Consider the following 25,129-nt stretch of genomic DNA (forward strand, 5'->3'; position numbering starts at 1 on the left):
TCTGGAAAATGATTTTATGATTTAGGAAAAGCTCCCTGGTTCAGGGAGCTTTTTTTTATGGAATAACTTATAGTTCTATAGTTGCCGGTTTCTGAATTTTATCTGCTGGTAAATCTTACTACATTTAAAAGCTGATCAACAAACCTGCTCTGCTATGCCCTTGTTGCTACAACAAAATCGTGTTCGTCGTTTTACTTACTGGTTACTTATAGGTGCAGGCATTTACACCTTGCTGCCCTTCCTGGCACTTTCCTTTTTCAACCACCCCTCTGCCGACGATTTCAGTTTTGCCGTGCGCGACCGTGAACTGGATTACCTGACCGTGATGCAGCACTACTATAACACCTGGACGGGCCGCTATTTCAGTACGATTACCCTGTTCCGGATTAACCCTATGATTTCGGGTTCTATTTTGCTTTACAGGCTTTACTCCTTGCTGTTACTCCTTTTTTTCTGCGGAAGTCTGTACTTTTTGCTATCAACTGTAACCCGACAGGCGCTTTCTAAAACAAAGATAATTGCCTTAGCTGCCCTGTTATTTACACTTTACCTGCTTCAGATTCCCAGCCCGCCCGAAGGCTTCTACTTTTTCTCAACCTACGCTACCTACCAGTTGCCTAACATCCTGCTGATGGTCATGCTCGCACTGCTTTTTAAATTCTTCCAGACGCAGCGAGCAACAGCAAAGAAACTATACAGCATTCTAATAGCTATACTTATAGTTGCGATGGTCGGCTCTAACGAAATGGCACTGGTCATCACTTTTACAACGATAGCTTTCATAACTATAGTTAACCTTAAAAACCCGGAGGCACGGCCTTACCTGGTGGTTTTATTTATAGTTTGTGTGGTAAGCTGTCTGGTAGCGGCACTGGCTCCGGGCAACTATAATCGCATGCACGAACACCCAAATGGCGGCAAACTGGTCTGGTCGGTGGTGTATGCTGGATTTATGACAGGGCTGTCGTTTTACCGGTGGCTGTTGCCCCTGCTGGCGGCATCTATAGTTTACGTACTGTATTTCGGTTTACCATTGGCAGAAAAACTGAAGAACAACCGCGCTTTTATAGTTGATCTGAGGTTGGTAGTCTTGTACGTTCTGGCATCTATTTTCCTGATGAACTTTGTGTTTGCCTGGTCTACGGGCGAGCGGGCTACCCCACGATTGGAGAATGTGATCTATTTCTTTTTCCTGTTTGGCTGGTTTTATAGTCTGCAGGTTGCTATGCATACTTATAGGGCAGCTTTTACAGCAAACTATACTATATCTCCTGTTATTCCGGGCTTTGCACTGCTCATCTTTATCCTCAGCGTACTCAACATCGACAATAACATCAGCACTGCTTATACCGATCTTATTTCGGGCAAAGCGGCTGCTTACGACAAAGCCCTGAACCAGCGGTATGCTTCGCTTAAAGCATCAGACTGTGACTCTTGTTTAGTTGCGCCACTGCCCGCCATTCCTGAAACCATTTATTTTGCTGACATCATCTCCGGAACAGAAAACAGCAATGAAAGAACGGACAGGATATGGATAAACAATGGTTTTGCCAACTACATGAACAAGGCTGCCATCTATCTTTCTGAGCCCAACCCTCCGATTCAGGATAACCTGACCACGCTCCGAAAAACCGGAAAAAACACCTTGCGTGAAAAATCTGTTATCAGATAAAAAAAATTTAACAGCGCTTGCAACCCTTTTGCCCTAAGGAGTACTCTTGTTTTTAGAAGGCCGCTATTAAACCTACTTCCGGTGTAAGTTTCAGTAGCAACAAGGTCTTTTACACATAATGTGTTTTAGGTGTTAAAGTGAACATTAGCTCCCGTTACTTGTCGTGGCGGGGGCTTTTGTTTTTTATGACCTCTGCCAACCAAACTATAGATTTCTGTTTAGATTCCTTTTAAATCCGTAGCTAAGTATAGGTCATAGGTAAATCTGTCGCAGGTTGGCTGGCAGCTTCGGTTTAAGTCAGACAAAACCGTAACTATAGTTTTACTTCGTGACAGAATGACATAAAAAACAACCTTAAAAACGGTTGGCATATTGGTTGATAGAATGCTACCAACAGTAAAGAAATTTTTTGATAGGAAACTATAATAAAACTATAGAATGGGAAAAATAATAGGTATTGACTTGGGTACAACCAACTCGTGCGTTTCCGTAATGGAAGGTAATGAGCCGGTAGTTATTCCAAACAGCGAAGGCCGCAGAACAACTCCGTCTATCGTTGCTTTTTTAGACGGTGGTAACGGCGAGCGTAAAGTAGGTGATCCTGCCAAGCGCCAGGCAATCACTAACCCACAGAACACGATCGCTTCGATCAAGCGTTTTATGGGCCACAGCTACAACGAAATTAGCGAAGAAGCCAAGCAGGTATCTTACAAAGTAATTCAGGGCAGCAACAACACTATTCGTGTAGAGATCGGTGACCGCCAGTACACGCCGCAGGAAATTTCTGCGATGGTGCTTCAGAAAATGAAGGCTACTGCTGAAGATTATCTGGGCACAACCATAACAGAAGCAGTTATTACGGTACCAGCTTACTTTAACGATGCACAGCGCCAGGCTACCAAAGAAGCCGGACAGATTGCAGGCCTTGAAGTGAAGCGTATCATTAACGAGCCAACAGCAGCAGCGCTTGCTTACGGTTTGGATAAAAAACACAAAGATCAGAAGATCGCGGTATTCGACTTAGGTGGCGGTACATTCGATATTTCGATCCTGGAGTTAGGTGATGGCGTGTTTGAAGTACTTTCTACGAATGGTGATACACACCTTGGTGGCGACGACTTTGACCAGAAGATCATTAACTGGCTTGCAGAGGAATTTAAGAACGACGAAGGCATTGACCTGCGCAAGGACCCAATGGCACTTCAGCGTTTGAAAGAAGCTGCTGAGAAAGCAAAAGTGGAGCTTTCGTCTTCTAACGAAACCGAGATCAACCTGCCATACATTATGCCGGTTGACGGTGTTCCGAAACACCTGGTACGTAAATTAACGCGTTCTAAATTTGAGCAGCTGACTGACGACCTGATCCGCAGATCTATGGAGCCTTGTAAAAAAGCGCTTCAGGATGCAGGATTATCCACTTCTGATATTGATGAAGTGATCCTGGTGGGTGGTTCTACCCGTATCCCTAAAGTACAGGAAGAAGTAGAGAAGTTCTTTGGCAAGAAGCCTTCTAAAGGTGTGAACCCGGATGAGGTGGTTGCAATTGGTGCCGCCATTCAGGGTGGTGTACTGACTGGTGAAGTAAAAGATGTACTGCTACTGGACGTAACGCCGCTTTCACTGGGTATCGAAACGATGGGTGGTGTAATGACCAAGCTGATCGAATCTAACACAACTATACCGACCAAGAAATCGGAGACATTCTCAACAGCATCTGATAACCAGCCGTCTGTAGAGATCCACGTACTGCAGGGTGAGCGCCCAATGGCCCGCGATAACCGCACCATCGGCAGATTCCACCTGGATGGTATTCCACCGGCACCTCGTGGCGTTCCGCAGATCGAAGTAATTTTTGATATTGATGCCAACGGTATACTTCACGTAACTGCTAAAGATAAGGCAACCGGTAAAGAGCAGAAGATCCGTATCGAGGCCTCTTCTGGTCTGAGCGAGCAGGAGATTGAGCGCATGCGCCAGGAAGCAGAAGCCAACGCCGAAGCTGATAAGAAAGCGAAGGAAGAGATCGAGAAGCTGAATGCTGCTGACTCTATGATCTTCCAGACTGAAAAACAGCTGAAAGAATATGGCGATAAGTTATCGGAAGGTAACAAAACTGCTATCGAAGGTGCGCTGGGTCAGTTAAGAACGGCTCATGGTGCTAAAGACGTTGCCGGAATTGATTCTGCGATGGAAGCGCTGAACAATGCCTGGAGTGCAGCATCGCAGGAGATGTATGCAGCCGGTGCCGGACAGGAAGGCGCTGCTGGCGCACAAGCTGGCGGTAATGGTCAGGCTGGCGGTTCGCAAGGGCAGGCAGCTAACGATGGCGGCGTAACCGATGTTGATTACGAAGAAGTAGACGGTAACAAGTAAGAACCGAATACGCAACTATAGAAAAGCCCCGCTGGTTTCAGCGGGGCTTTTTGTTTTATGTCATAGTTTATTTTCTAAAAGCATAAATCCAAACTGGCTCTCCACTAAACAAGCTTAAACATTCAGAATTTGTATATATTGCATTTACTATGAAACATATCTTAACAATCTTTATGCTTTGTGCTGTTGTGTTACAAACAAATGCACAAATAGAATCCGGTACCAAATATATTGGTGGCACTATCGGGGGTAGTGCACGTACGACCACTTCTGACTACAAAACATCATCATTTAATGTGCAACCCTCTGTTGGTTACTTCCTTAACAGTAACTGGATGATTGGCCTGAGTACAGAGTATAATGTTACGAATGCTGAAAATTATGCTACTATTTATATAGGTGGTTATAACCAGCACGCTGTTACTTATAGCTTAAAATCAACAGTTATCAAACTAGGCCCGGCAGTACGTTATTATTATCATGTGAGCGATAGATTCTCCCTATTTGGTGAAGGAAGTATAGGAGTTATTTTGGTAAAAGATAAACACACCGCTGAGAACGTTGAATTTTATAGTGATCCTAATCCTTACTATAGAGGTACTACAACAATTTCAAAATATGAAAAGCTTCGTGTAGGGTTAGCACCTGGAATAGTATATTTCCCGACTCCAAGAATAGGTATTGAGTTGAAGGCCAACGTAATGAGTTATCAAACCAATCTAAGTGATGAAAAAACCCAGGCTTTGTTCAGTATAAGCAATAAAAGTGAATTTAATGCCACATTCAATTTAGCAAGTACAAGTATAGGAGCAGGATTTTACTTCTAAATTAATACACAACGCAACTATACAAAAGCTCCTTTGGCTTCAGTGGGGCTTTTTGTTTTATACAGCTATTATCAGTATATAGCGGCATTAATATTTAACTATAATCCTTTAAGCCTAAAACGCTGCCAATTTTCATTATTACACATCTTCTCCATTTCAGAAAACTTTTAGCCTCATTATGAAACAACTTTACATTACTATTTAGCAGTGCAGCCTTTGCCCAGCAGGATTTCAGGCAGGGTTATATTATACAGAATGGCGACACCACAACCGGACTTGTAGATTACCGTGGTGCCCAGCGCAACACTCACCAGATTTCTTTTAAAAGTAATAATGCTGCCGAAGCGCAGAACTTTACACCAACTCAGGTGCAGGGTTATGGCTTTAATAAGGAGCAGAAGTTCTACGAATCTAAACTGGTACCGGCTTTCGACACCCTGAGCGTAGAACAGACACTTTTTGCACAGCTGTTGGTTAAAGGTAAAGCCAACCTGTACCACCTGCGCGACCCCTTGCAGAAAGACCGCTTTTACATCTCTAAGAACGGAGAACCACTACGGGAGCTTAAGGTAGAAGAGTTTAAACAAAAAAATACCCAAGAAGGCCGTAAACATGGCCATACCTACATGATGCGCCGCGAACTGTACAAGCCTGTACTTATGCAAACGTTTCTGGATTGTACTTCTATAACCGAAGATAATATAAACAAAGTAGTTACCGGCCTCAATTCGCTTTCAACTATAGTTAAGCAATATAACGAGTGCGTTGGGCAAGAGGAATACAGCAAAGTACCATCGAAAATACGCATCGGCGTGGGTCCCATTGCAGGTATCAGCAGTTCAACGCTTTCGTATAAGATAGAAGATTCAGATATGAATTTTAACAACACCTCTGTAAAGCCTGTTGCAGGTATCTTTTTTAACTTTTCGATGCCAACAATCAGCGAAAAGCTATCATTACAGCTAGAGATGCTGTATGCGCCTAATTATTTTGAAGCAAGTTTAGGAGACAACCCCAATGTACCGGGCACCTCAACCAGCGAGATCTGGATCGATGTAACGCACCTTAAAATACCAGTTCTGGCACGGTATACCTACCCAAGAGGCACTTTCAGACCATACTTTAACATAGGCCCGGTTATAAATCTGGTGGCATCCCAGAAAAATGAGATTACCACAACATCTGCATTCGGAGGATCTACGCGCACAAAAACAGAACCTTTCCTGGGAGAAGATGATTTCCTGACATTATCCGGAGGCATGACAGCCGGTCTTGGCATCTCTTACTCGCTTCTGGGCAAGCCACTTATCCTGGAAGCACGCTACGAGATGAACGACGGGGTGTCACGTTTCTCAAGTCACGATACGAGCATCAAAAGCTTAATGCTGGTATTGTCTTACAAACTATAGGCTATCGGTTGATAACAATATTCAAAAACCCCTGCTGTATCTCAGCAGGGGATTTTTGCTTTTAAATATTATAGTTTCAGCCACTTGCGGCAAATCTGCCAAATCCGTACTTTTAAAGATGCTTGCTACATTCTACACTTGCAGTTACCAAACGCCCATCGGGTACTTAAACCTGGCAGCTACCGATACCCACTTGGTCTCGTGCCTTTTTTCGGATATAGCTTATCCCAACTCGCCGGAGCAGCCAGCGGTTTTGCAGCAAACTATAACCCAGCTTAACGAATATTTTGCAGGTACACGCAGGCAGTTCGATATTCCAATGCAGCCGGAAGGCACTGATTTTCAGCAAAAAGTATGGGCAAACCTTTTGTCGGTTCCTTTCGGAAAAACAGTTTCTTACATGGCAGTGGCAAGAGCAGTGTCTGGCGAGAAGGCGATCCGGGCAGTAGGGGCTGCTAATGGCAAAAACCCGATCTGCCTTATAGTTCCGTGCCACCGCGTTATAGGCAGCGATGGCAGCCTGACCGGTTACGCCGGCGGCCTGTGGCGCAAAGAATGGCTTTTAAAACACGAAGGCATCCTGAAACCAACCCAGCAACTCACCCTTTTTTAAACTATAACTCCTTATAACACAACCTGTTTTATTTTTTATAGTATATCAAAAACTGCAAACGCGGTTAAATGATAAACTATGACAAAAATATACCATGCAGGCTATATATCTTAAATCAGGAGAAAGAGTAGTTCCGGCTTCTTTAAGAATGCGCGCTATTGCATTTATAATTGATGCTGTACTTATAGTTACTATAGCGGCCATCGCTGATTACTATACCGTCAGCAGCAACGAAGCGACATTTGTCTGGAAACCTGAAACACTGATTTATATAGTGCTGGGCTGGTTATATTTTGCAGGCGCCGAAACAAGCGCTGTGCAGGCTACACTGGGCAAATACCTGCTTGGTTTACAGGTGGTAGATAAGCATAACAACCGCCTTACGTTCAAAAACGCTACTATCCGTTACTTTGCCAGGCCCCTTTCTATCATGATCATGCTGATGCGGTTTGTGCGTGGCCTGCCTGTAGCAAAGCACCGGTACTTCCATAACCGGGTAACCGACTCGAATGTGGTAAAACAGGCCCGGCACCATACGTAACATACCCTTAGACTATAAAAAAGCCCGCTTAGTAAAGTAAGCGGGCTTTTCCTTTTTACAGCAACTATAGTTTAGTTGGTTGCGGCGCCATAGGTATCAGCTTCTACGGTTGCTGTGCCGTCGGCTTGTATAGTAACTTTAAAGATATGGTCGTACTTGCTGTCTGCTACTTCGGCAAACGGCTTTTTGGCTCCAAGGGCCTCAACTATAGGTAGAATAGTATTTGAGTGGCCAACCACAACTATAGTTTTACCGGCATTATTGGTTAATATCTGTTTCTTAAGCCCTTCAAAATCGTGACCTTCGTACGTATTTACGGGTAGCTTGCGGACATCTGCCAATGGTTTTATGGTCAGGGTATTACGCTTGTATTTTGTACTATACAGGGCATCAACCGGCTTACCGTTTAAATAAGTTACCAGGGCTTTTGCACGGGCCTCCCCTTCCGGAGTAAGCACAGGGTCTTCGGCTTTAGGGTCTGTCGCAACTTTCTCGGCATGGCGTACTACATAAATAGTGGTCACGGCTTTGTCTTTTTCGCCATTGGCAGCAGCTACTGAGTCAGTTGGCTGGTTACACGACCAGGCCAGCCCGATCAGCAACGCGAGTACAAACCTGAAGAACAAGGATAGTTTCATAAAGTATGAGTGGGTTATAGTTTACATATGGTTAGATCTCTGAAATACGCATTGCAGCCATCACTTTTTCAGCCTGTTTTTTTCTGCCTCGTTCTCTCAAAAGCTTTGCTAACAGTACGCGGGTCTCGAGCTGGTAAGGGTTTTCTGCCAATGCAGCTTTGTACGATTTCTCTGCTTTACGTGCTTTGTCTAACGATTCCCAGAGTACACCTACCGCTGTTAGACGTTCACCCATATCAGCCGGCGATTCAGGGCGTGGCTGCTGGCGCAGTAACATGGTTGCTTTTTCTACATCGCCAAGTTGTGCCATTAACGAAACCAGTTTATAGTTGTCGGACCGTAATTTAACCCTGCCAGAGAGCAATGGTTCTGCTGTAGCTGTAGCCGAATCGCTTAAGCCTAACATAAGTTGATATCCTGCCATGCGCACTGTGTATGCCGGACGGGGCGTGCTGCTTGCCGCCACTATACGCTGGACTTCTTCTAAAGTAGCGTACGCTTTTTTATAGTTCCCCTGAGCAGCAAGCACATCGGCATACTGTTGGCGAAGCTCATAGTTCTGAGGTTTTAACGATACGAGCCTTGCCAGTTCTGCTTCACTTTCGGGTGCCTTGTCGGTGGTGCCTTTCAGCCAGTGGGCGTAAGCAAGTGCTTCGTCGCGGCGGTCGCGCAGGTAAGTTGATACGGTCGGGGCTGTTTTCACATAACTTTCTGCCAAAATAATGGCTTCCGGAACCTGACCATAAGAGGCATATAGTTTGGCGAAAGCCAGTGTGTTGGCAGCGCTTGTCATCAGGTCATCTTCCAGTTCCAGTGCTTTGCGGTATAGTTCGGCCTGTTGTTTAAGCGCTTCAGTTGCTTCGAGCTTGTTGTTGCGGCGCATGGCTTCCAGCAGTTCGGCACGAGCGACATACACAGGCGCATAGTTGGGGTTAATCTTTTCTGCTTCCGAAAGCCATTTTTCAGCTTCGTTAAACCTGTTCTGTTCCTTTTTTACGCGGGCATAGGCTAATAAGGCCGGTTGGTAATTTTCATCCCAGGTAAGGGCGGTATCTAACAAAGCCGTTGCCTGGTTATAGTTCTTGCCAGCCAAAGCCCGCTCCGATAAATTCAGGTATACTTCTGCCCAATTGCTCGCCATAGCCTGTTTGTCGCCTGACAGGTAAGCCTGCTGCCGTTTTACCAGTTTATCCAGGAAACTATACAGTTCCGGGTCTTTGGCTTTCAGGTCGGCGGTGGTGTTGATGGATTTATGGTTGAGCGGATGCACTTTTACAGGCTCAAAGTAAGCCGGATATGTCTGCGCCAGGTACTCGTGCTCGTTGTTGGCAGAATAATAGTCAAGCGTGCGGTTTTCCTTCATGGCATTCTGGTACAGGCGGCGCACTTCGCGGTTTTCGGCATCGGTAAACACCCTGCCATGAAACTGGTGCACATACTCGTGCAGCACCACATTGCGCTCCAGGTACGAGCCACGCACCACATACTCAATGGCAGCAGCCCCGCTCCCTACCCCTCTTATATCCATCCACTGGCGGTTATCAAAGGTTGTAGCCTGCCTAAAGAATGGAGAGTTCATGGCAATGGCCAGGTCGAGGTGCAGTGGCGGAATTACAAACTTTTCGTTTTGCCTGCTCAGGAACGGGAAATAAACAATACTCTCGTATAGTTGCGACCACACCATCTTCTGCACTTCGTCGCCGGGGTAGTACGTCACATCCGGAAACACACGTGCAAAATTCACGGGGTCTTTTATAGTTGTCTGTTGAATAACCTGCCGCAGCGAGTCGTAATTGTGCAGGTAAGGCAGTTGTTTTTGCTTGATGACAGCAGCGAGGGCATTATGCGCCGGGCCGTAATGCTTTTTATGTTTTAAGATATCCTGAAAAATCGTTTGAGCAGAGTCTAGGCGTTGTGCCCGTTCCATATCGAAAGCCATGTAATACACAGAGCCGCGCAGCATGGCCGGCAACACCGATTGCGGGTAATCCTTCTGCACAGTAGCAGCATGCGCCAGCGCTTCCTGTAGTTTATTCTGTGCTATCAGTTTATCTGCCTGTTGTAAAGCCTGCCTTACTTTTTCGTCTTCGGGTTGGGCGTAATCGGCGTAGGTTAGGTTGGTGTGGCCGTTGCCCCAGTGCCAGTGTGTTACATAGTGCAGCGGGTTCAGCTCCAGTGCCAGTTCCCATTGTGCGGCCATGTCGTTAAGTTGGGTAGCATCTACGCGTCGCCAGATGGCATAGCCATAGTTGAAGCGGGCATCCGGGTTAAAGGGGTTTAGCGTCAGGCTGGTGATAAGCGGTTTTTCGGCCAGCTCCGGCTTCTGGTTCCAAAAATGCACATCCGACTCCAGCAAATAGGCATCGGCATTTTTCGGATTGAGCTGCTGCACCTGTTTCGCTTTTTCCAGTGCCTGGTCGTATTTTTTCTGCAGCATCAGAATGCGACCGATCTGTAAAGTTGCAGCTTCGTGGTTCGGAGTTTTGGCTAAGATCTGGTTAGCAGTGGCTTTTGCTTTTTCCAGTTCCCAGGCCTGCACCTGTAGTTTGCTTTTGATCAGCAGCGCTTCCGCAGATTCGGGTTGTAGTTTCAGGGCCTGCGTGATAAGCTTTCCGGCTTGCTCAAACTCGTTGTTAAGGATAGCCAGTTTTGCTTTGGTAACTATAGTTTCAGCAGATGGTCTTGCCTTGGCTATAGTTTGCTCCGCTTCCTGCCACAAGCCCAGTTCCAGTAACCTTTCCGCCCTCTCGGCTGGTGCTATAGTTGCCGCCTTTGCCTGTTCCCGTTCCTGCTGCAGTTTTTCCCTAATGGCCTTTATATCGTCGGGGCGCTGGGCCAAGGCTGGGAGCGAAAAGGAAATGATTGCAGTAAAAAGAAGTATAGACTTGTAAAATAATTTCATCATCAGTTTTTCATAAATATTTCCATCATTCCATTTTTGGCCCTGTAGCCATAGAAATCCGGATTAGCATTTTGATAGAAAGCTATGTGAGCAATATTTCCAGCTTTTAAATTACTGACAAACAGAATGCTTTGCTGCTCATTTAAAGCTTTCCCATCCACTACAACAGCCATACAATCACCGCACTTTCCATCTACTATAGTTATAGATTGAGAAGCAGTGGTTTTTATGCTTTCCTTTAGGTCATTAACAAAGTCTTTCTTCTCTTTCCTTTTCTGATTTAATCCAGAGCCAGTTATCAAAAGCCAGGCACACTTAGTATGGTGGAATACTGATGACATATCAGCAAACATAAATACGCTAAGTTTATCCTTTGCTATTGTCTCTTTGCCATTTTCAATGTCAGAGAGTGAGTATGGCACACCATCTACAACTATAAAATCGCAAAAGCCAACTGTATCAGGGTCTACACTATGCTTGGCAACTATAATATTCTTTAATTCCTGAACAGAAACACCTTGAGCATTACTGTTTGTAATACAAAAAGCGTGAGTATAGAAAAGACCAGGGTGATTTTCATCAGGGGTTACTTCTTACTTTAAAAATACACACTTCTCCCGGCTAATAAAACTTTATATCTGATAAATAACATATACCCCTACACCTGCTTCTTCTCCACTTTCCGGAAGTAGATTATCTCGAGTTTTCGCATGAAGTAGATGGAAATGAGCAGCCAGAGAATGCCGGCGGAGAAGCCTGCCAGCACGTCGGTAGCATAATGTACATTCAGGTAGATACGGCTGTAGCCTATGAGCAAAAGCAGCAGGGTTAAAACGATAGTCAGCAGCCAGCGCCAGATGGGGTTTGGTACCGTTCGCCATACAATGTAGATCAGCAAACCATAAAACGAGCCGCCAATCATGGCATGACCGCTGGGAAAACTGAGCCCGGATTGCTCGAGCATCGCCGTTTCAGGGCGCGGACGCTCAAAAACACGCTTCAGCGCCTGGTTCATCATGGTACTGGTAAACGAGATAACCAGCACTTTAAGCGCAAACCACTGCAACTGCCGGAACCAGGCAAAAACTAAAACTATAAGCACCGGCACTACCATCAGATAATCAGCGGAAGCAAAAAAGGAAATAAAACGCATGATGCGCGTGGTTTCTGGGGAAGTATGGCTGGCGGCAAACCGGAACATGGCTTCGTCAAAAGCGGTGCTTTTATCTACAAATACCAGTTCCGCCATGTACACAAACAGCAGCACACACCCAAAGAAAGCCAGCCAGACCAACACCGCCTCTACCGAGAGCAATGCCAGCGCGCTTATAAACCGTTTTATCCGAGCTTTCATGCCTTATGCTTACGCAACTGCTATTATAGTCGGTATAACTATAGTTGTCAGCGCATCCGAAATGCAATTTTCAGCAAGCGTAGTGCACCTGGTTGCATTAAAGTATCACAACTACTGTCGTTCTGTTAAGAAACTTGGTGGAAAAGAGGGCCCCTACCCCCGGAGGTTAAGTCTATGCTATTTGCCACCAAGATCCTTACAGGATGACAATAAAGGAGAATGAGCCAGCCCCTACCCTGGGGTTAAGCCTTTACTACTAGCCCACAAGATCCCCCGAAACAAGTTCGGGATACACCACTTAAGGATGACAAAATAGTTTAAACAATACCTGTTACTACACCTATAGTTGGCAGCAGAAACTATAAACTATAAAAAAAGCGAAAGCCGATTCTTTAGAAGAACCGGCTTTCGCTCTGATAGAGATAATGTGCGCACGGGGAGACTCGAACTCCCACACCCGAAGGCACAGGCTTCTGAGACCTGCACGTCTACCAATTTCGCCACGTGCGCATTGGTCACTATCAAATAAACATCCCCAAAACCCTTTAACCCTCGTTCATTGGGATTGCAAAGGTACGACAGAATTTATTTAATGCAATATGTCAATAAAAAAATATTTATTCTTTTGTCACGGGCTCGTCTATTAAAACCGGCGTTATCTCTTTACGTGAATAGCGCTCCAATCGTCTAAGAATATAAATGCCAATAAAAACCCACATAAATCCGGCCGCAAAACCGGCCAGCACGTCGGTAGCGTAATGCACCCGCAGGTAAATGCGGCTAAACCCGATCAGGATAACAAAAACAGATAGCAATGCAACAAGGGTATATTTTAAGGCTGGCTGCTTTACATTTTGCCACACCAGGTATATCAGCAGCCCGTAAAACGATGCCGCTACCATGGTATGCCCGCTCGGGAAACTAAGCCCATGCGCTTCAACCATCGGTACAATGGGCCGTGGCCTGTCGAAAAAGTATTTCAGCACCACATTAAGCGTAATACTGCCCAGTGCCACTACCGGCACTTTCAGCGAATACCATCTGTGCCGTTTTATAAACACAAAGTACGCAACCAGCAACAGCGCTGCCGGGGTTAAAAACTGCCTCGATGCAAAAAAGGTAATTACTTTTATAAAATTATCGAGGCCTGGCGAAGCTATAGTTGCGGCAAAGTCGAAAGCGGCACTGTCCACACCCAACTCATCGCCCTGCACTATCTGGCTGCTTATGTAAAAGAAAACCACCACGCATGCAATAAACAGGAGCCAGACAAAGATCAGCTCTACTGTAAACAACGCTATGCCTGCGGCAACTTTTTTATAAAAACTTTTTATCATGCGTTATACATTCGTTTTTCGGGATGCTATGGTTGCGTAGCATGCGTATACGTTTAACGTAAGATTACGAACCAACTCTACTGTTATACTTATGGATGCTACAATCAGGTTATTTATTGCGGCTTCGCTGACCGATGAATTAGGGCCCTACCTGAAAGAAGCACTCAGGCCATTACTGGATGATACCCTACGGCCAATACCCCTGCAAAACATGCACCTGACTTTGTTTTTTATAGGCAATGTACCTGACACAGAACTTAATACGATCAGGCATAAAGTAAAAGAGATAGCGCACCAGTTCGAACCTTTTACCTTGCAGCTGGCAGCAGTAGAGCAGGGCCCGAAACCAACTTCGCCGCGCCTGATCTGGGCACGGTTTAACGAACACCCGGAGTTTGCAAAACTAAGTAAAAAGCTTTCCGCAACGCTGGCACTGGCAGAGCCAAACAAACTAAAACATACTCCGCATATTACGCTTGCCCGCTACCGTAAAAACATTGCCCGCCCCGAAGTAAAGCCCGCCATCTACCCGGAAAAAGAAATAACCCTGCCTGTAAATGCGATCGGTGTCTGGAAATCTGAACTGGCATCGCCACACCCGATCTACAGCATATTGGAGAGTTATCTGCTGGGCCAAAACCAAACCAAGCCCTGATAAGTAAGTATAGCACTGGAAAAACATAAAGCTATGACCCAAAACGACCTTACTGAACTGGTAACTTACCTTAAAGATAAAAACCTGACTATTGCTTTTGCCGAAAGCTGTACCGCCGGACTACTGGCATCTGAATTTGTAAAGGCCAAAGGAAGCAGTGATGTGCTTAGAGGCAGCCTGGTAGTGTATCAGCCGGAAGTTAAAATAAAGCTGCTGGATGTTCGGAAAGAGACCCTGGAGATGTACACAGCCGAGAGCCAGCAGGTAACCAATGAAATGGTGATGGGGCTGAAGAAATTGCTGGATGCTGAAATTAACATAGCTGTTACCGGACTGGCTGGCGGCGGCGGCTCCGAAACCGATGAGAAGCCTGTAGGTACCGTGTTTGTTTCGTTTTTATATGATGGTAAAGCCGAAGAGTTTCGGGAAGTGTTTGACGGCAATACGCAGGCAATCCGCAAAAAAACTGTAGATTACATTTTCGAAAAGCTGAAAGGTGTGCTGGAACAGCATTACGATCGCTAACCTATAGTTATATCTATTCATTTGTCTCTGAACCCGGATAGCGGCTTCGACCGTGTAGCATCTTTTTACGACTTGCTGGCCCGGCTGGTGTTTGGCTCTTCGCTGCAGGACGCGCAACGCTGGCTACTGCCCTTTATTCCGAGCGGCTCAACTATACTTATTATTGGGGGTGGCAGCGGCTGGCTTTTGCAACAGGTTTTATTTCACACCTCCCCGAAGCATGTAGTTTACCTGGAAGCATCCGAAAAAATGCTGCAACTGGCGCAGCAACAAAATTCCTTTCCAGCTATAGTTGAGTTTCGCCATGGCACTGATGGAAATCTACAACCACACGAGCGGTTCGATATTATCATTACGCCTTTTTTGCTGGATCTTTTTCAGGAACAGCGGCTCTCCCAGTTGATGCAAAGGCTTTATGCTGTTTTAGATCCGGGTGGTTTATGGTTGTTCACTGATTTCTGGCCGGTGAAGCAGAAACCACCTTTCTGGCAGAAGCTACTGGCAAAAAGTATGTACCTTTTCTTTGGTTTGCTAAGCGATGTGCAGGGCAGAGAGCTCCCCCATTACGGCAGGCATTTCGAAGGTTTGGGATTGAAGGAACAGCAAAGCGCAGACTTCTATAATGGGTTTGTGCAGAGTAAGGTTTATAGGAAGATATAAGTGACCTGCCCCTCAATTACGTCACCTCGATCCTGACCTTTTGAAGAGGGCCCCTACCCCTAAAGCCGGAGAAGGCAACTTGTTTATGCCATAGTTTAGGTTATAGTACTATAGTTCGTACTGCTGGCGAGCGTCTTCGCTCGAGACTTACGATGAAGTGGGCCCTCTGACTCAGCTGGCCCGCTAGGGACAGGCATTGTCTGAACCGGGATTAATGGAGATTTAAGTGATTTCTGGGATAAAGGGAATTGCTATAGTTGCTTTGGCTATAGTTTCATAGTTACTGTTGGTCCAACCACCTCTGCCCTCAGAGCTCCGCACGCAACCTTCGAAATCGCTTCCCGGTAGTCTGAGGTGGAGTTTTATGGCATTGCTATAGTTTCGGTTTTACCCCTTCCCAGCCTTCCCCTAAGAACAGGGGAAGGAGCTTTTGGCCTTTGCTATAGTTCAGGCTATCATTTTATAGTTGCTGTTTTAACCCACCCCTACCCCTCCCAAGAGGGGAATTCCGGTTGTTGCTATAGTCTAGCTATAGTTCTATAGTTTCCGTTAGTCATCCCCCTCGCCCCCTTCAAAGGGGGACCTTTCTGGCTTTGCTATAGTTAGCGGCTATAGTTCTATAGTTACAGACCAGGATCGGACAGGTCGCGACCTGTCCCTACGGAATTATCACCACGTTAAAGCTAAGTGCAATAGAGCTTCACTCAACTATAGTTTACCTATCGAACTGATCACAGTCTTTGGGTTGAGCGCCTTTGCTTTGTTGTGGTGCCGTCAGGCAACCCGAGCAGAGCGAGGGTAGCAAGAAAGCAGCAGCGCGATGCCCGAAGACGGGGCCTCCCGGCCGTGAGGGCACCAAGGCTAGATTGAAACAATAGGTAAGTAGAGCTCCCAGGGTTTAAGAATATTTGAAAGAAAGGCTTGGTTCCAGCTGCAACTATAACTAACTATAGAACCCAGATTTCTCACTTTGTTCGAAATGACAAAATAAGAATTATAAGGCACATAAGATGTCTCACAGCTACGCTGGTTCGCTCCGACTCGCGTCTCAAAAAATGCTCGAGATGACAAACCAGAAACTATATCAGTACTACTTATAACAGCTTGTAAGCAATGCAGCTATGTAAAAAAACAGACAATAAAAAAGGCTGCCCTTTTCAGAGCAGCCTTCTTATAGTTTATAGTTTCCTGTTACAGGATATTACTTATTAAACCCGGCGCTAAACCCAGCAGGACAGTAAGCGCTGCACAGATGATCAGAACCAATGTTGCGAAACCACTTACTGGTACTTTGGTATTTTCACCGGTTGGCTGCATATACATGGCTATAACTACTTTAATGTAGTAGTAGATACCAATGGCTGCCAGCACAACGGCTAACACCACCAGCCACATCAGGTTGCCGGTCTCTATTACTGCTGAGAACACGAACAGTTTACCGAAGAAACCAGCAGTAAGTGGAATACCACCCAGCGATAGCATCGAAACGGTCATCACAAAAGCCAGTAGCGGGTTTGTTTTACCCAGACCATTGAAGGCTGCAAAAGAATGATTTCCTTCCCGCGCATCTTCTACCAGTTTCAGAACACCAAACGAAATCACAGAAGCAACAGCATAAGACAAGGAATAGAAGAAGATCGCATTCTCGGACAAGTCATTGAAGGCAACCAGCGTCATCAGCAGGTAACCGGCATGCGAGATAGACGAATACGCCAGCATACGCTTTACACTTGGCTGAATGACCGCGCCAATGTTACCAACTACCAGCGTCAGTACTGTAATGGCAATAACAGTCGGGAACCAGGAAGTGAAGGAACCTTCGAAAGCTGCATTCATTAATTTATAGAAAGCCGCCACACCAGCAGTTTTAACTACAGTAGCCATAAACGTGGTAAAGAACGTTGGCGTACCCTCGTACACGTCCGGCGTCCAGAAGTGGAATGGAGCAGCAGCTATCTTAAAGGAGATACCAATCACTAAGAGCAACAGGCCCATCGTGAACATGGTATTAATTGTACCATCTGCCATCACATTGGCTGCACCTATTTCTGTAATGTCAAATGTACCGGTCGCTCCGTAGATCAGAACGATACCGAACAGCAGCACACCCGTAAAGAACGAACCCATCAGGAAGTACTTCAGGGCGGCTTCGTTAGAACGCAGGCTGCGTTTGTTACTACCTGCCAGCACATACATTGCAATAGAAAGTATCTCGATACCGATGAACAGCATGATCAGGTTCTCATAGGCTACCATCATAATAGCACCAACCAGCGAGAACAGCAGCAGAGAGTAGTATTCTGCCAGGTTCTCATCTTCCGCATCAATATAACTTTGCGAGAACGGAAGTATGAGCAGTGTCGTCAGCACCATAATACCCGTAAAAGCCACCGCATAGTTATCGATGGTGAGCATGTTGTTAAAGTAGGTCTGGGTGTTGTTCCAGCCAAGCAGGTTCACACCAAACACCACTATCAGGAACAGCAGGGCCAGCGGCAATAATATTTTCTTAGACTTCAGGAAACCTACAAAAAGGTTAACGATGCCAAAAACTGAAAGAAGTATGATCGAGGTCATGTCGTCGTATTTCCTGTTAATTAGCGGTTAATGATGTTCAGCAGGTTACCTACAGCCGGCTCCGAAATGCTCAGGAACGTGTTCGGGAACAAACCGATCCAGAATACCATGATCACCAGCGGAATAAGCACCGCTTTTTCATTGAATGTCAGGTCCGTGAAGTCTTCTGTATGCTCGGACTTGGTACCAAACATCACACCCTGGAACATGCGCAGCATATAAACTGAACTAAGTATAATGGTTAAGCCAGCTACAGCGCCAAACCACGCATTGTAATTATAAACACCCAGCAGCAGCAGGAACTCACCCACGAAACCATTTGTAAGCGGCAGCGCCACCGAGCCCAGCAACAGGATCATAAAGAAGATCGAAAGTGCTTTTGCATTCTGCGTGATACCGCCCAGGCTGGTAATCTCTCTTGTACTGGTTCTTCTCTGAATAATGTCGATGATGAAGAACAGGCCGGTTACGTTGATACCGTGGCTCAGCATCTGGATAACGCCACCTTGCAGGCCTTGCTCGTTCAGGGTAAAGATACCTGCCGCAATAAGGCCAACGTGAGCGATAGATGAATAAGCGATCAGGCGTTTCAGGTCGTGCTGACGGATAGCGATAATTGATCCGTAAACAATACCGATGATGGAAAGGATAAGCACTAGTTCATCCCACTGGCTCACGCCCATTGGCACAACCGGCAATAACCAGCGAAGCACCCCGTAAATACCCATTTTCAGCATAATACCGGAAAGCAACATCGTAGCCTGCGCAGGCGACTCAGTATACGTATCTGGCTGCCAGGTATGGAACGGGAACACGGGCATTTTAATAGCGAAAGCAATGAACAGGAACCAGAAGATCCAGCTCTGCGACTCAGCACTTAAGGCCAGCTGGTAAAACGCCTGCACATCAGATGAATGTGCTGCCATTTCGGTTGCGCCTGTCTGGAAGTACAGGTATACAAAGGCGGCCAGCATGAAAAGCGAACCGAACACCGTATACACAAAGAACTTAAGCGTAACCTTAATGCGGTTAGCACCACCCCAGATAGCGGCAATAAAGTAGATCGGAATAAGCGCCACTTCCCAGAAAAAGTAGAACAGGAACGCATCCAGTGCCACAAACACACCGATTAAGCCGGTCTGCATGAACAGAATAAGTGCGTAAAAAGCGTTCGGATTCTTATAATCGTGCTTAAAGGCCGAAAGTATGATCAGCGGAACCAGGAAAGTAGTCAGCAACACCATCAGTAAGCTGATACCGTCCATACCAATATGGAAACCGATGCCGGCATTCTCTACCCATGGCAGGTTCAGAGCATATTGTGTACGGCCACCTGCCGCATCAAAACCTGTAGTTGCAACTATAGCAATGGCAAATTCAACGAGTGCTGCCACAAAAGCCACTTTCTTGGCACCTTGTCCTTTTATCAGCAACACCAGCAGTGCAGCTAAGGCAGGCCAGAAAAGTAAAAGAGCTGTTATCATCTTCTAAGAACCTTATCCGATAAAGAAATTTAAAAACAGAATGAGCGCGATGCTCACCACCATCAGCAGAATGTAGAACCCGATAGCACCGCTCTGCGCAAAGCGAAGTGTGCGGCTGCTCTGCATCACAAACTTGCCAGCACCGTTCACGATACCATCCACGATCGTTACATCAAATACTTTGTGGAAGATAGAAGATAACCACATGATAGGGCGCACGATGATCGCGTTGTATAATTCGTCGATGTAATACTTGTTATAGATCAGGTTGTGGATAGGAGAAAGCCTGGTGCCTTCTGCTGCCGGAACCTGCTTTTTGCTCACATACATAACATAAGCCAGGATGATGGCAACTATAGCTACTGCCACTGAGATACCCATCAGCATCCACTCCGTAGCATGATCGATGTGAAGAGGGGCAACAGCTGCCGCGTTAGCCACCTGTGCGTAACCATAAATAGGCGCCAGGTAATTCTGCAGCACGTGCATGTTCTCGCCAAACACAGCCGGAATGCCAAGGAAACCACCGATCGTTGAAAGTATAGCCAGCACGATCAGCGGTAGTGTCATCGACATTGGTGATTCGTGTAGGTGAGATTTCTGAGCTTCAGTGCCGCGGAACGTACCGAAGAACGTTAAGAACACCAGGCGGAACATGTAGAACGATGTCATGAACGAAGTCAGCAGACCAAGTCCCCACATCAGTTTATTGTGCTCCCAAACATGCGCCAGCAGTTCATCTTTAGAGAAGAAACCAGCGAACGGAGGAATACCGGCAATGGCCAGCGTACCGATCAGGAACGTAAGGAATGTAATGGGCAGATACTTGCGCAGGCCACCCATGAAACGGATATCCTGCTCGTTGCTCATAGCGTGGATAACTGAACCAGCACCTAAGAACAGAAGCGCTTTGAAGAATGCGTGTGTCAGCACGTGGAAAATAGACGAATCGAAGGCCATTACGCCAAGTGCCAGGAACATATAACCCAGCTGCGAAACAGTAGAGTAAGCCAGTACCTTTTTAATATCATTTTGCGCCAGGCCTATAGTTGCTGCCAGCAGTGCCGTAGCAATACCTACTATAGCTATCACTTCCATGGTAGAGGGAGCCAGTACATACAGCACGTTCGAGCGGATTACCATGTAAATACCAGCTGTAACCATGGTTGCTGCGTGTATCAGGGCCGAAACCGGAGTAGGACCCGCCATCGCATCAGGTAACCAGGTAAATAACGGAATCTGCGCACTTTTACCCATCGCGCCTACAAACAGCAGCAGGGTAATCGTAATCATTACAGTAGAATCAATACCACCAGTGTAACGGGCAGCCTCAGCGAAAACCTGCGGGTAGCTAACCGAACCGAACGTGATAAAGATCAGGAAAATAGCCAGCAGGAAGCCCAGGTCACCGATACGGTTCATGATGAAGGCTTTCTTGGCAGCATTGTTATAGTTGGTGTTCTTGTTCCAGAAACCGATCAGCAGGTACGAGCAAAGACCAACCCCTTCCCAGCCTACGAACATCATCACGTAGTTAGAGCCCATTACAAGCAGTAACATCGAGAACATGAACAGGTTAATGAAAGCGAAGAATTTACCAAAGTTCTCGTCATGGCTCATGTAACCGGCCGAGTACAGGTGAATCAGGAAACCGATACCAGTTACCATCAGCATCATCAGCAGCGTCAGCTGGTCAATCAAAAACGAGAAACCGATCAGCATGTCGCCAACCGAGATCCAGTTATAAAAATCGACAGTGTACGCGCGGCTGCCATTGGCTGTGAAATCAACAAAAAGGTATACCGAGATAAGGAAGGAAGCGAGCACTGTGCCGCAGCCTATCAGACTTACCATACCCTTTGCGAGCTTCCTGTTGCCAAGCCCGTTCACGATAAAGCCGATCAGAGGCAGCAGCGGAATAAGCAAACAGAGCAGTGCCATCGCCTGGTTATTGAAGGGCATTACAATCTCTTGCATCTAATTTGTATTAAGTTAAGCTATTGTAGATTAGATTTCGGGCTTACCACTTCAGGCGGTTAAGCAATTGCACGTCCGTAGAGCGTATGTTACGGTAGATCATTACAATAATTGCCAGGCCAACGCAAACTTCTGCGGCGGCAACAGCCATAATGAAAAACACGAAAACCTGTCCGTTTGTATCTCCGCGGTAAGCAGAAAGTGCTGTAAGCAAAATGTTTGCAGCATTCAGCATCAGCTCCACACACATAAAGATGATGATGGCATTTCGTCTGGTAAGTACGCCAATTACGCCGATAGCGAAAAGAGCAGTACTAAAGAACAGGTAATATTCCAGCGGAATGGTTCTGATAATTTCAGGTATCTGATTCATTTTCTGTGTAGTCCGAACGTAGTCCTACTGTTAAAGTATAATCCAATATTTCGTGCCGCAAAGTTATCCCGATTTCTTAAATATCCATAACATATTTCCATACTTCTTAATACCAATCAGCTATATGCCGGCATCTATAGTTTTACTGGTTTGTAATAAGACTTATTTCTGATAAAAATACACCTGGAACAGGTTTTTACTTAGTTTTACAGTTTGGCTCTTAAGCCGTCGCCTATACTTTAGCATTAAAGATGCGTAGGTTTATAGTTATACTTGCAGCCCCTGTTTCTATAGTTTACAGGCAACCATGCAGCACAAAAATGTAACAATACGAAATGCAATCCGGATCAGAGAAAACATGATAAGAACGTATAATTATCAATCAGACTATAGATTAAGCTTAGTATATAGCTTTATTGTATTTGCAGTGTTGATAGTACAGGGGTGCACTATGGAAGAGAAAAAGGGAACGGAAAAAGTAGATGCGAAAACTATAACGGCTGTAGTTACAGGTAAAACATTCTACGAAAACATTCCTTCGGGCTCAGGTATCGAAACTGCTCCGGAGGGCTATTACATTATCGGCGACGATTCTCCGTTTCTATACCTGGTGGATAAAGATTTTAAACAGGTTGGCCGATATGCGTTATTTGATACAACTGAATTTAAAAACGGCCGCATTCCAAAGCCGCTTAAACCTGACCTGGAGAGCCTGGCAACTATAAACTATAAAGGCAAAAGTTATCTGCTTACGCTTGGCTCTGGCTCATCGGAAATGCGCAACAAAGCGTTTCTCGTGGAACTGCCTGTATCCGGTGGCAAGCCTGTTGTTAAAGAAGCAGGTTTAAAAGCCTTGTTTGATGCGTTGCAGCAAGACACAACTATAGTTGGTGCAGAACTGCTGAATATTGAAGGGCTTGCCATTTCAGATGAGAACATATACCTGCTCCAGCGGGCTCTTAACAAAGCCGGCAATGTTGTCCTGACAATGAAAGTATCTGATTTTAACGCGTATCTTTTCGAAGATAAGCCCCTCCCAGTTCCGGCTGCTACTTTTTTCCGGTTGCCAGCGTTGCAGCAATACCAGGCTGGTTTCTCAGGAGCTTATATTTTCGATGATAAGCTATTCTTTACAGCATCTATAGAAAGCGCCCCCAATGCTATCCTCGACGGGGAAGTATTAGGCAGTTACATCGGTTATATTCCTTTATCTGACCTGAAAGAAACTATAGCTGCTGACAAAACTATAGTTGCGAAGGCCACCAAAGTAACTGATAATAAAGGGAAAACTTACACTGGCAAAATAGAATCGCTGGTTGTGGAGAAGGGCAACAAAGCCGGTAACTATAGAGTTATAGCCATTTCTGATGATGATCAGGGCCATTCGGAAATTCTGGAAGTAGAGTTTATAGTTGAGTAGTTTTTTGTCTTCTGTGATAAAGCATCTAATAGGTTTATAGTTTAAGTGTCATCCAGTTCGTAAGACGAGGTATCTTATCTGTTCTATAGTTCTTTCTCTTTTGTCATTTCGAACAAAGTGAGAAATCTATCTCAGCTTATAGTTGGTGTTAGTTGTCATTGACTATAGTTCTATAGTTTGCTACACTACTTTCTGAACCAAGCCTTCCTTTCAAATATCCTTTCATCCTGGGAGCTCTACTAACCTACAGTTTCATTTCCAGCTTTGGTGCCCTCACGGCCGGGAGGCCCCGTCTTCGGGCATCGCGCTGCTGCTTTCTTGCTACCCTCGTACCTCGGGTTGCCTGAAGGCACCGCAACAAAGCAAAGGCGCTCAACCCAAAGACTGCGATCAGTTCGATAGTTAAACTATAGTTGACTGAGCTGCTATAGTTGCATCGCTTTATCGTGGTGGTAGTTCCGTAGGGACAGGTAAACCTGTCCTGTGCATGGTCTGTAACTATAGAACTATAAATGTTACTATAGCAAAGGCAGAAATTCCCCTCTCGGGAGGGGCAGGGGTGGGTTAAAACAGCAACTATAGAACGATAATTCCAACTACATAAAAAGTCCAAATCCTACCAATTCCAAAAACCTTATTAACCCCTTTTAGGACAAAAAAAGGGCTGCAACTATAAAATTGCAGCCCTTTTATATTTTAAAATCAGTTCGGATTAGAAATGTCTTTCTCCGGTTTCTTTCTTACCTAACATTACGGCACCAACCATGGCAACCAGGAACAGCACCGATGCTAATTCAAATGGCAGCAGGTATTTTGTGAACAGAACCTTACCCAGGTTCTCCACCATTCCGATCTGTGAATTAAAGTTTTCGGCATCATAAGTTCCTACATGGGCATCCTTCAGGGCTGCGAACATCACTATAAAAAGTAAACCGCCAGCTATAGTTCCGGTAATTCTGGTCATAGCAGATGCTTTCGGGTCATGATCATTCTTACCAACACTAAGGAACATGATCACAAACAGGAACAATACCATGATCGCACCGGCATAAACGATGATGTTTACGGCAGCCAGGAACTGCGCGTTCAGCAGAATATAGTGCGCTGAAATAGTGAAGAAGGTAATGATCAGGAAAATAATGCTGTGCACCGGGTTTTTAGATAATACTACCATCAGGGCGCAAAGCAAAGTAAGCGAAGCCAGGAAATAGAACACGTTCTCCATTATGGGATTATTTTGTTTCAGTGGTTTTTAAAGGCTCCACCAGTCGGTCTTTGCCATAAATAAATTCATCGCGCTCGTAACGGGCGGGTGCAAGTTTATCGTCCTGCAGGAAGATAGCAGCTTTAGGGCACGCTTCTTCGCACATACCGCAGAAAATGCAACGAAGCATGTTTATCTCATATGTTACTGCATACTTTTCCTCACGGTACAGATGCTCTTCACCAGCTTTACGCTCTCCGGCAATCATGGTAATGGCTTCTGCAGGGCAAGCAACGGCGCAAAGGCCGCAGGCAGTGCAACGCTCAGCGCCGTTCTCGTCACGTTTCAGTACGTGCAGGCCACGCCAGATATCGCTGCGCTCGCGCGTTTGCTCCGGGTAATTTATAGTTGCCTTCTTTTTAAAGAAGTGTTTTAACGTAATACCTAAGCCCTGCGCAATTGCCGGAAGATAAGCCCTCTCTGCAAAGGTCATCTCGCGCTTCTGCACTTTCTTGCTTCTATTTGATAATGGTTCCATTATATCTTGTCTCCGTTATGATCAGCCATACATTATAGTATAACAATCAG

21 protein-coding genes and 1 tRNA gene are annotated in these 25,129 nt (G+C 45.7%); 10 read left to right on the forward strand and 12 right to left on the reverse strand.

The features are described from left to right. Positions 1-154: 154 nt before the first annotated feature. From GSQ66_RS10910 to GSQ66_RS10935, 6 genes are all read left to right on the forward strand, one after another. On the forward strand, positions 155-1,672 hold the full coding sequence (locus tag GSQ66_RS10910; RefSeq protein ID WP_162427500.1) for a DUF6056 family protein: 1,518 nt from the start codon (positions 155-157) through the stop codon (positions 1,670-1,672). Positions 1,673-2,110: 438 nt separating this feature from the next. Further along, a complete protein-coding gene (gene dnaK / locus GSQ66_RS10915; RefSeq protein ID WP_162427501.1) occupies positions 2,111-4,045 on the forward strand; it encodes a molecular chaperone DnaK in 1,935 nt (644 codons plus the stop codon). A 149-nt stretch (positions 4,046-4,194) separates the two neighbouring features. Continuing rightward, positions 4,195-4,872, forward strand: a complete 678-nt coding sequence (locus tag GSQ66_RS10920) for an outer membrane beta-barrel protein (RefSeq protein WP_162427502.1) — start codon at positions 4,195-4,197, stop codon at positions 4,870-4,872. Between the two features lie 368 nt (positions 4,873-5,240). Further along, on the forward strand, positions 5,241-6,281 hold the full coding sequence (locus tag GSQ66_RS10925) for a porin family protein (protein WP_162427503.1): 1,041 nt from the start codon (positions 5,241-5,243) through the stop codon (positions 6,279-6,281). Between the two features lie 118 nt (positions 6,282-6,399). Next, positions 6,400-6,894 carry a methylated-DNA--[protein]-cysteine S-methyltransferase gene (locus GSQ66_RS10930; protein WP_162427504.1) on the forward strand — a complete coding sequence of 165 codons (495 nt, stop codon included), beginning with the start codon at positions 6,400-6,402 and terminating at the stop codon, positions 6,892-6,894. Positions 6,895-6,988: 94 nt separating this feature from the next. Continuing rightward, the gene (locus tag GSQ66_RS10935; RefSeq protein ID WP_162427505.1) at positions 6,989-7,435 is read left to right on the forward strand and encodes an RDD family protein; all 447 of its coding nucleotides are present in this window, start codon (positions 6,989-6,991) and stop codon (positions 7,433-7,435) included. A 71-nt stretch (positions 7,436-7,506) separates the two neighbouring features. Here GSQ66_RS10935 and GSQ66_RS10940 read toward each other — a convergent pair whose 3' ends face one another. The 6 genes from GSQ66_RS10940 to GSQ66_RS10965 form a co-directional block, all read right to left on the reverse strand. After that, positions 7,507-8,073 carry a histidine phosphatase family protein gene (locus GSQ66_RS10940; RefSeq protein ID WP_162427506.1) on the reverse strand — a complete coding sequence of 189 codons (567 nt, stop codon included), beginning with the start codon at positions 8,071-8,073 and terminating at the stop codon, positions 7,507-7,509. Between the two features lie 31 nt (positions 8,074-8,104). Further along, positions 8,105-10,978 (reverse strand): tetratricopeptide repeat protein, encoded by a 2,874-nt coding sequence (locus GSQ66_RS10945; protein WP_162427507.1) that lies wholly within the window; start codon positions 10,976-10,978, stop codon positions 8,105-8,107. Beyond that, positions 10,978-11,397, reverse strand: a complete 420-nt coding sequence (locus GSQ66_RS10950) for a hypothetical protein (RefSeq protein WP_162427508.1) — start codon at positions 11,395-11,397, stop codon at positions 10,978-10,980. Before GSQ66_RS10950 ends, GSQ66_RS10945 begins: the two co-directional genes overlap by 1 nt. 236 nt (positions 11,398-11,633) lie before the next feature. Beyond that, complete coding sequence (locus GSQ66_RS10955; RefSeq protein WP_162427509.1) at positions 11,634-12,329, reverse strand: phosphatase PAP2 family protein; 696 nt, start codon at positions 12,327-12,329, stop codon at positions 11,634-11,636. Positions 12,330-12,757: 428 nt separating this feature from the next. Continuing rightward, a tRNA-Leu gene (locus GSQ66_RS10960) sits at positions 12,758-12,839 on the reverse strand. 107 nt (positions 12,840-12,946) lie between these two features. After that, positions 12,947-13,666: a phosphatase PAP2 family protein gene (locus GSQ66_RS10965; RefSeq protein ID WP_162427510.1), complete on the reverse strand. Its 720-nt coding sequence runs from the start codon at positions 13,664-13,666 to the stop codon at positions 12,947-12,949. Between the two features lie 91 nt (positions 13,667-13,757). On the opposite strand from GSQ66_RS10965, the gene thpR reads away from it, so the two are divergent. The 3 genes from thpR to GSQ66_RS10980 are packed head-to-tail and all read left to right on the forward strand — an operon-like array spanning position 13,758 to position 15,506. Further along, positions 13,758-14,321, forward strand: a complete 564-nt coding sequence (gene thpR, locus GSQ66_RS10970; protein ID WP_162427511.1) for an RNA 2',3'-cyclic phosphodiesterase — start codon at positions 13,758-13,760, stop codon at positions 14,319-14,321. Between the two features lie 33 nt (positions 14,322-14,354). Beyond that, positions 14,355-14,846, forward strand: a complete 492-nt coding sequence (locus tag GSQ66_RS10975; protein WP_162427512.1) for a CinA family protein — start codon at positions 14,355-14,357, stop codon at positions 14,844-14,846. 21 nt (positions 14,847-14,867) lie between these two features. Beyond that, positions 14,868-15,506, forward strand: coding sequence for a class I SAM-dependent methyltransferase (locus tag GSQ66_RS10980; protein WP_162427513.1), 639 nt, complete (start codon positions 14,868-14,870; stop codon positions 15,504-15,506). Positions 15,507-16,697: 1,191 nt separating this feature from the next. On the opposite strand, the gene GSQ66_RS10985 is transcribed toward GSQ66_RS10980, so the two are convergent. From GSQ66_RS10985 to nuoK, 4 genes are read right to left on the reverse strand one after another with little or no spacing between them, the layout of a single operon-like run. Then, a complete protein-coding gene (locus GSQ66_RS10985; protein WP_162427514.1) occupies positions 16,698-18,083 on the reverse strand; it encodes an NADH-quinone oxidoreductase subunit N in 1,386 nt (461 codons plus the stop codon). Positions 18,084-18,103: 20 nt separating this feature from the next. Next, the gene (locus tag GSQ66_RS10990; RefSeq protein WP_162427515.1) at positions 18,104-19,567 is read right to left on the reverse strand and encodes a complex I subunit 4 family protein; all 1,464 of its coding nucleotides are present in this window, start codon (positions 19,565-19,567) and stop codon (positions 18,104-18,106) included. A 12-nt stretch (positions 19,568-19,579) separates the two neighbouring features. Next, on the reverse strand, positions 19,580-21,544 hold the full coding sequence (nuoL, locus tag GSQ66_RS10995; RefSeq protein WP_238395650.1) for an NADH-quinone oxidoreductase subunit L: 1,965 nt from the start codon (positions 21,542-21,544) through the stop codon (positions 19,580-19,582). Positions 21,545-21,587: 43 nt separating this feature from the next. Further along, positions 21,588-21,917: an NADH-quinone oxidoreductase subunit NuoK gene (gene nuoK / locus GSQ66_RS11000; protein ID WP_162427516.1), complete on the reverse strand. Its 330-nt coding sequence runs from the start codon at positions 21,915-21,917 to the stop codon at positions 21,588-21,590. A gap of 451 nt (positions 21,918-22,368) precedes the next feature. On the opposite strand from nuoK, the gene GSQ66_RS11005 reads away from it, so the two are divergent. Then, a complete protein-coding gene (locus GSQ66_RS11005) occupies positions 22,369-23,337 on the forward strand; it encodes a DUF6929 family protein (RefSeq protein ID WP_162427517.1) in 969 nt (322 codons plus the stop codon). Between the two features lie 712 nt (positions 23,338-24,049). Here GSQ66_RS11005 and GSQ66_RS11010 read toward each other — a convergent pair. Further along, positions 24,050-24,562: an NADH-quinone oxidoreductase subunit J family protein gene (locus tag GSQ66_RS11010; protein ID WP_162427518.1), complete on the reverse strand. Its 513-nt coding sequence runs from the start codon at positions 24,560-24,562 to the stop codon at positions 24,050-24,052. A gap of 7 nt (positions 24,563-24,569) precedes the next feature. Continuing rightward, positions 24,570-25,079, reverse strand: coding sequence for a NuoI/complex I 23 kDa subunit family protein (locus GSQ66_RS11015; protein ID WP_238395651.1), 510 nt, complete (start codon positions 25,077-25,079; stop codon positions 24,570-24,572). Positions 25,080-25,129: the final 50 nt, after the last annotated feature.

The organism is Pontibacter pudoricolor, assembly GCF_010092985.1.
GTDB lineage: Bacteria > Bacteroidota > Bacteroidia > Cytophagales > Hymenobacteraceae > Pontibacter > Pontibacter pudoricolor.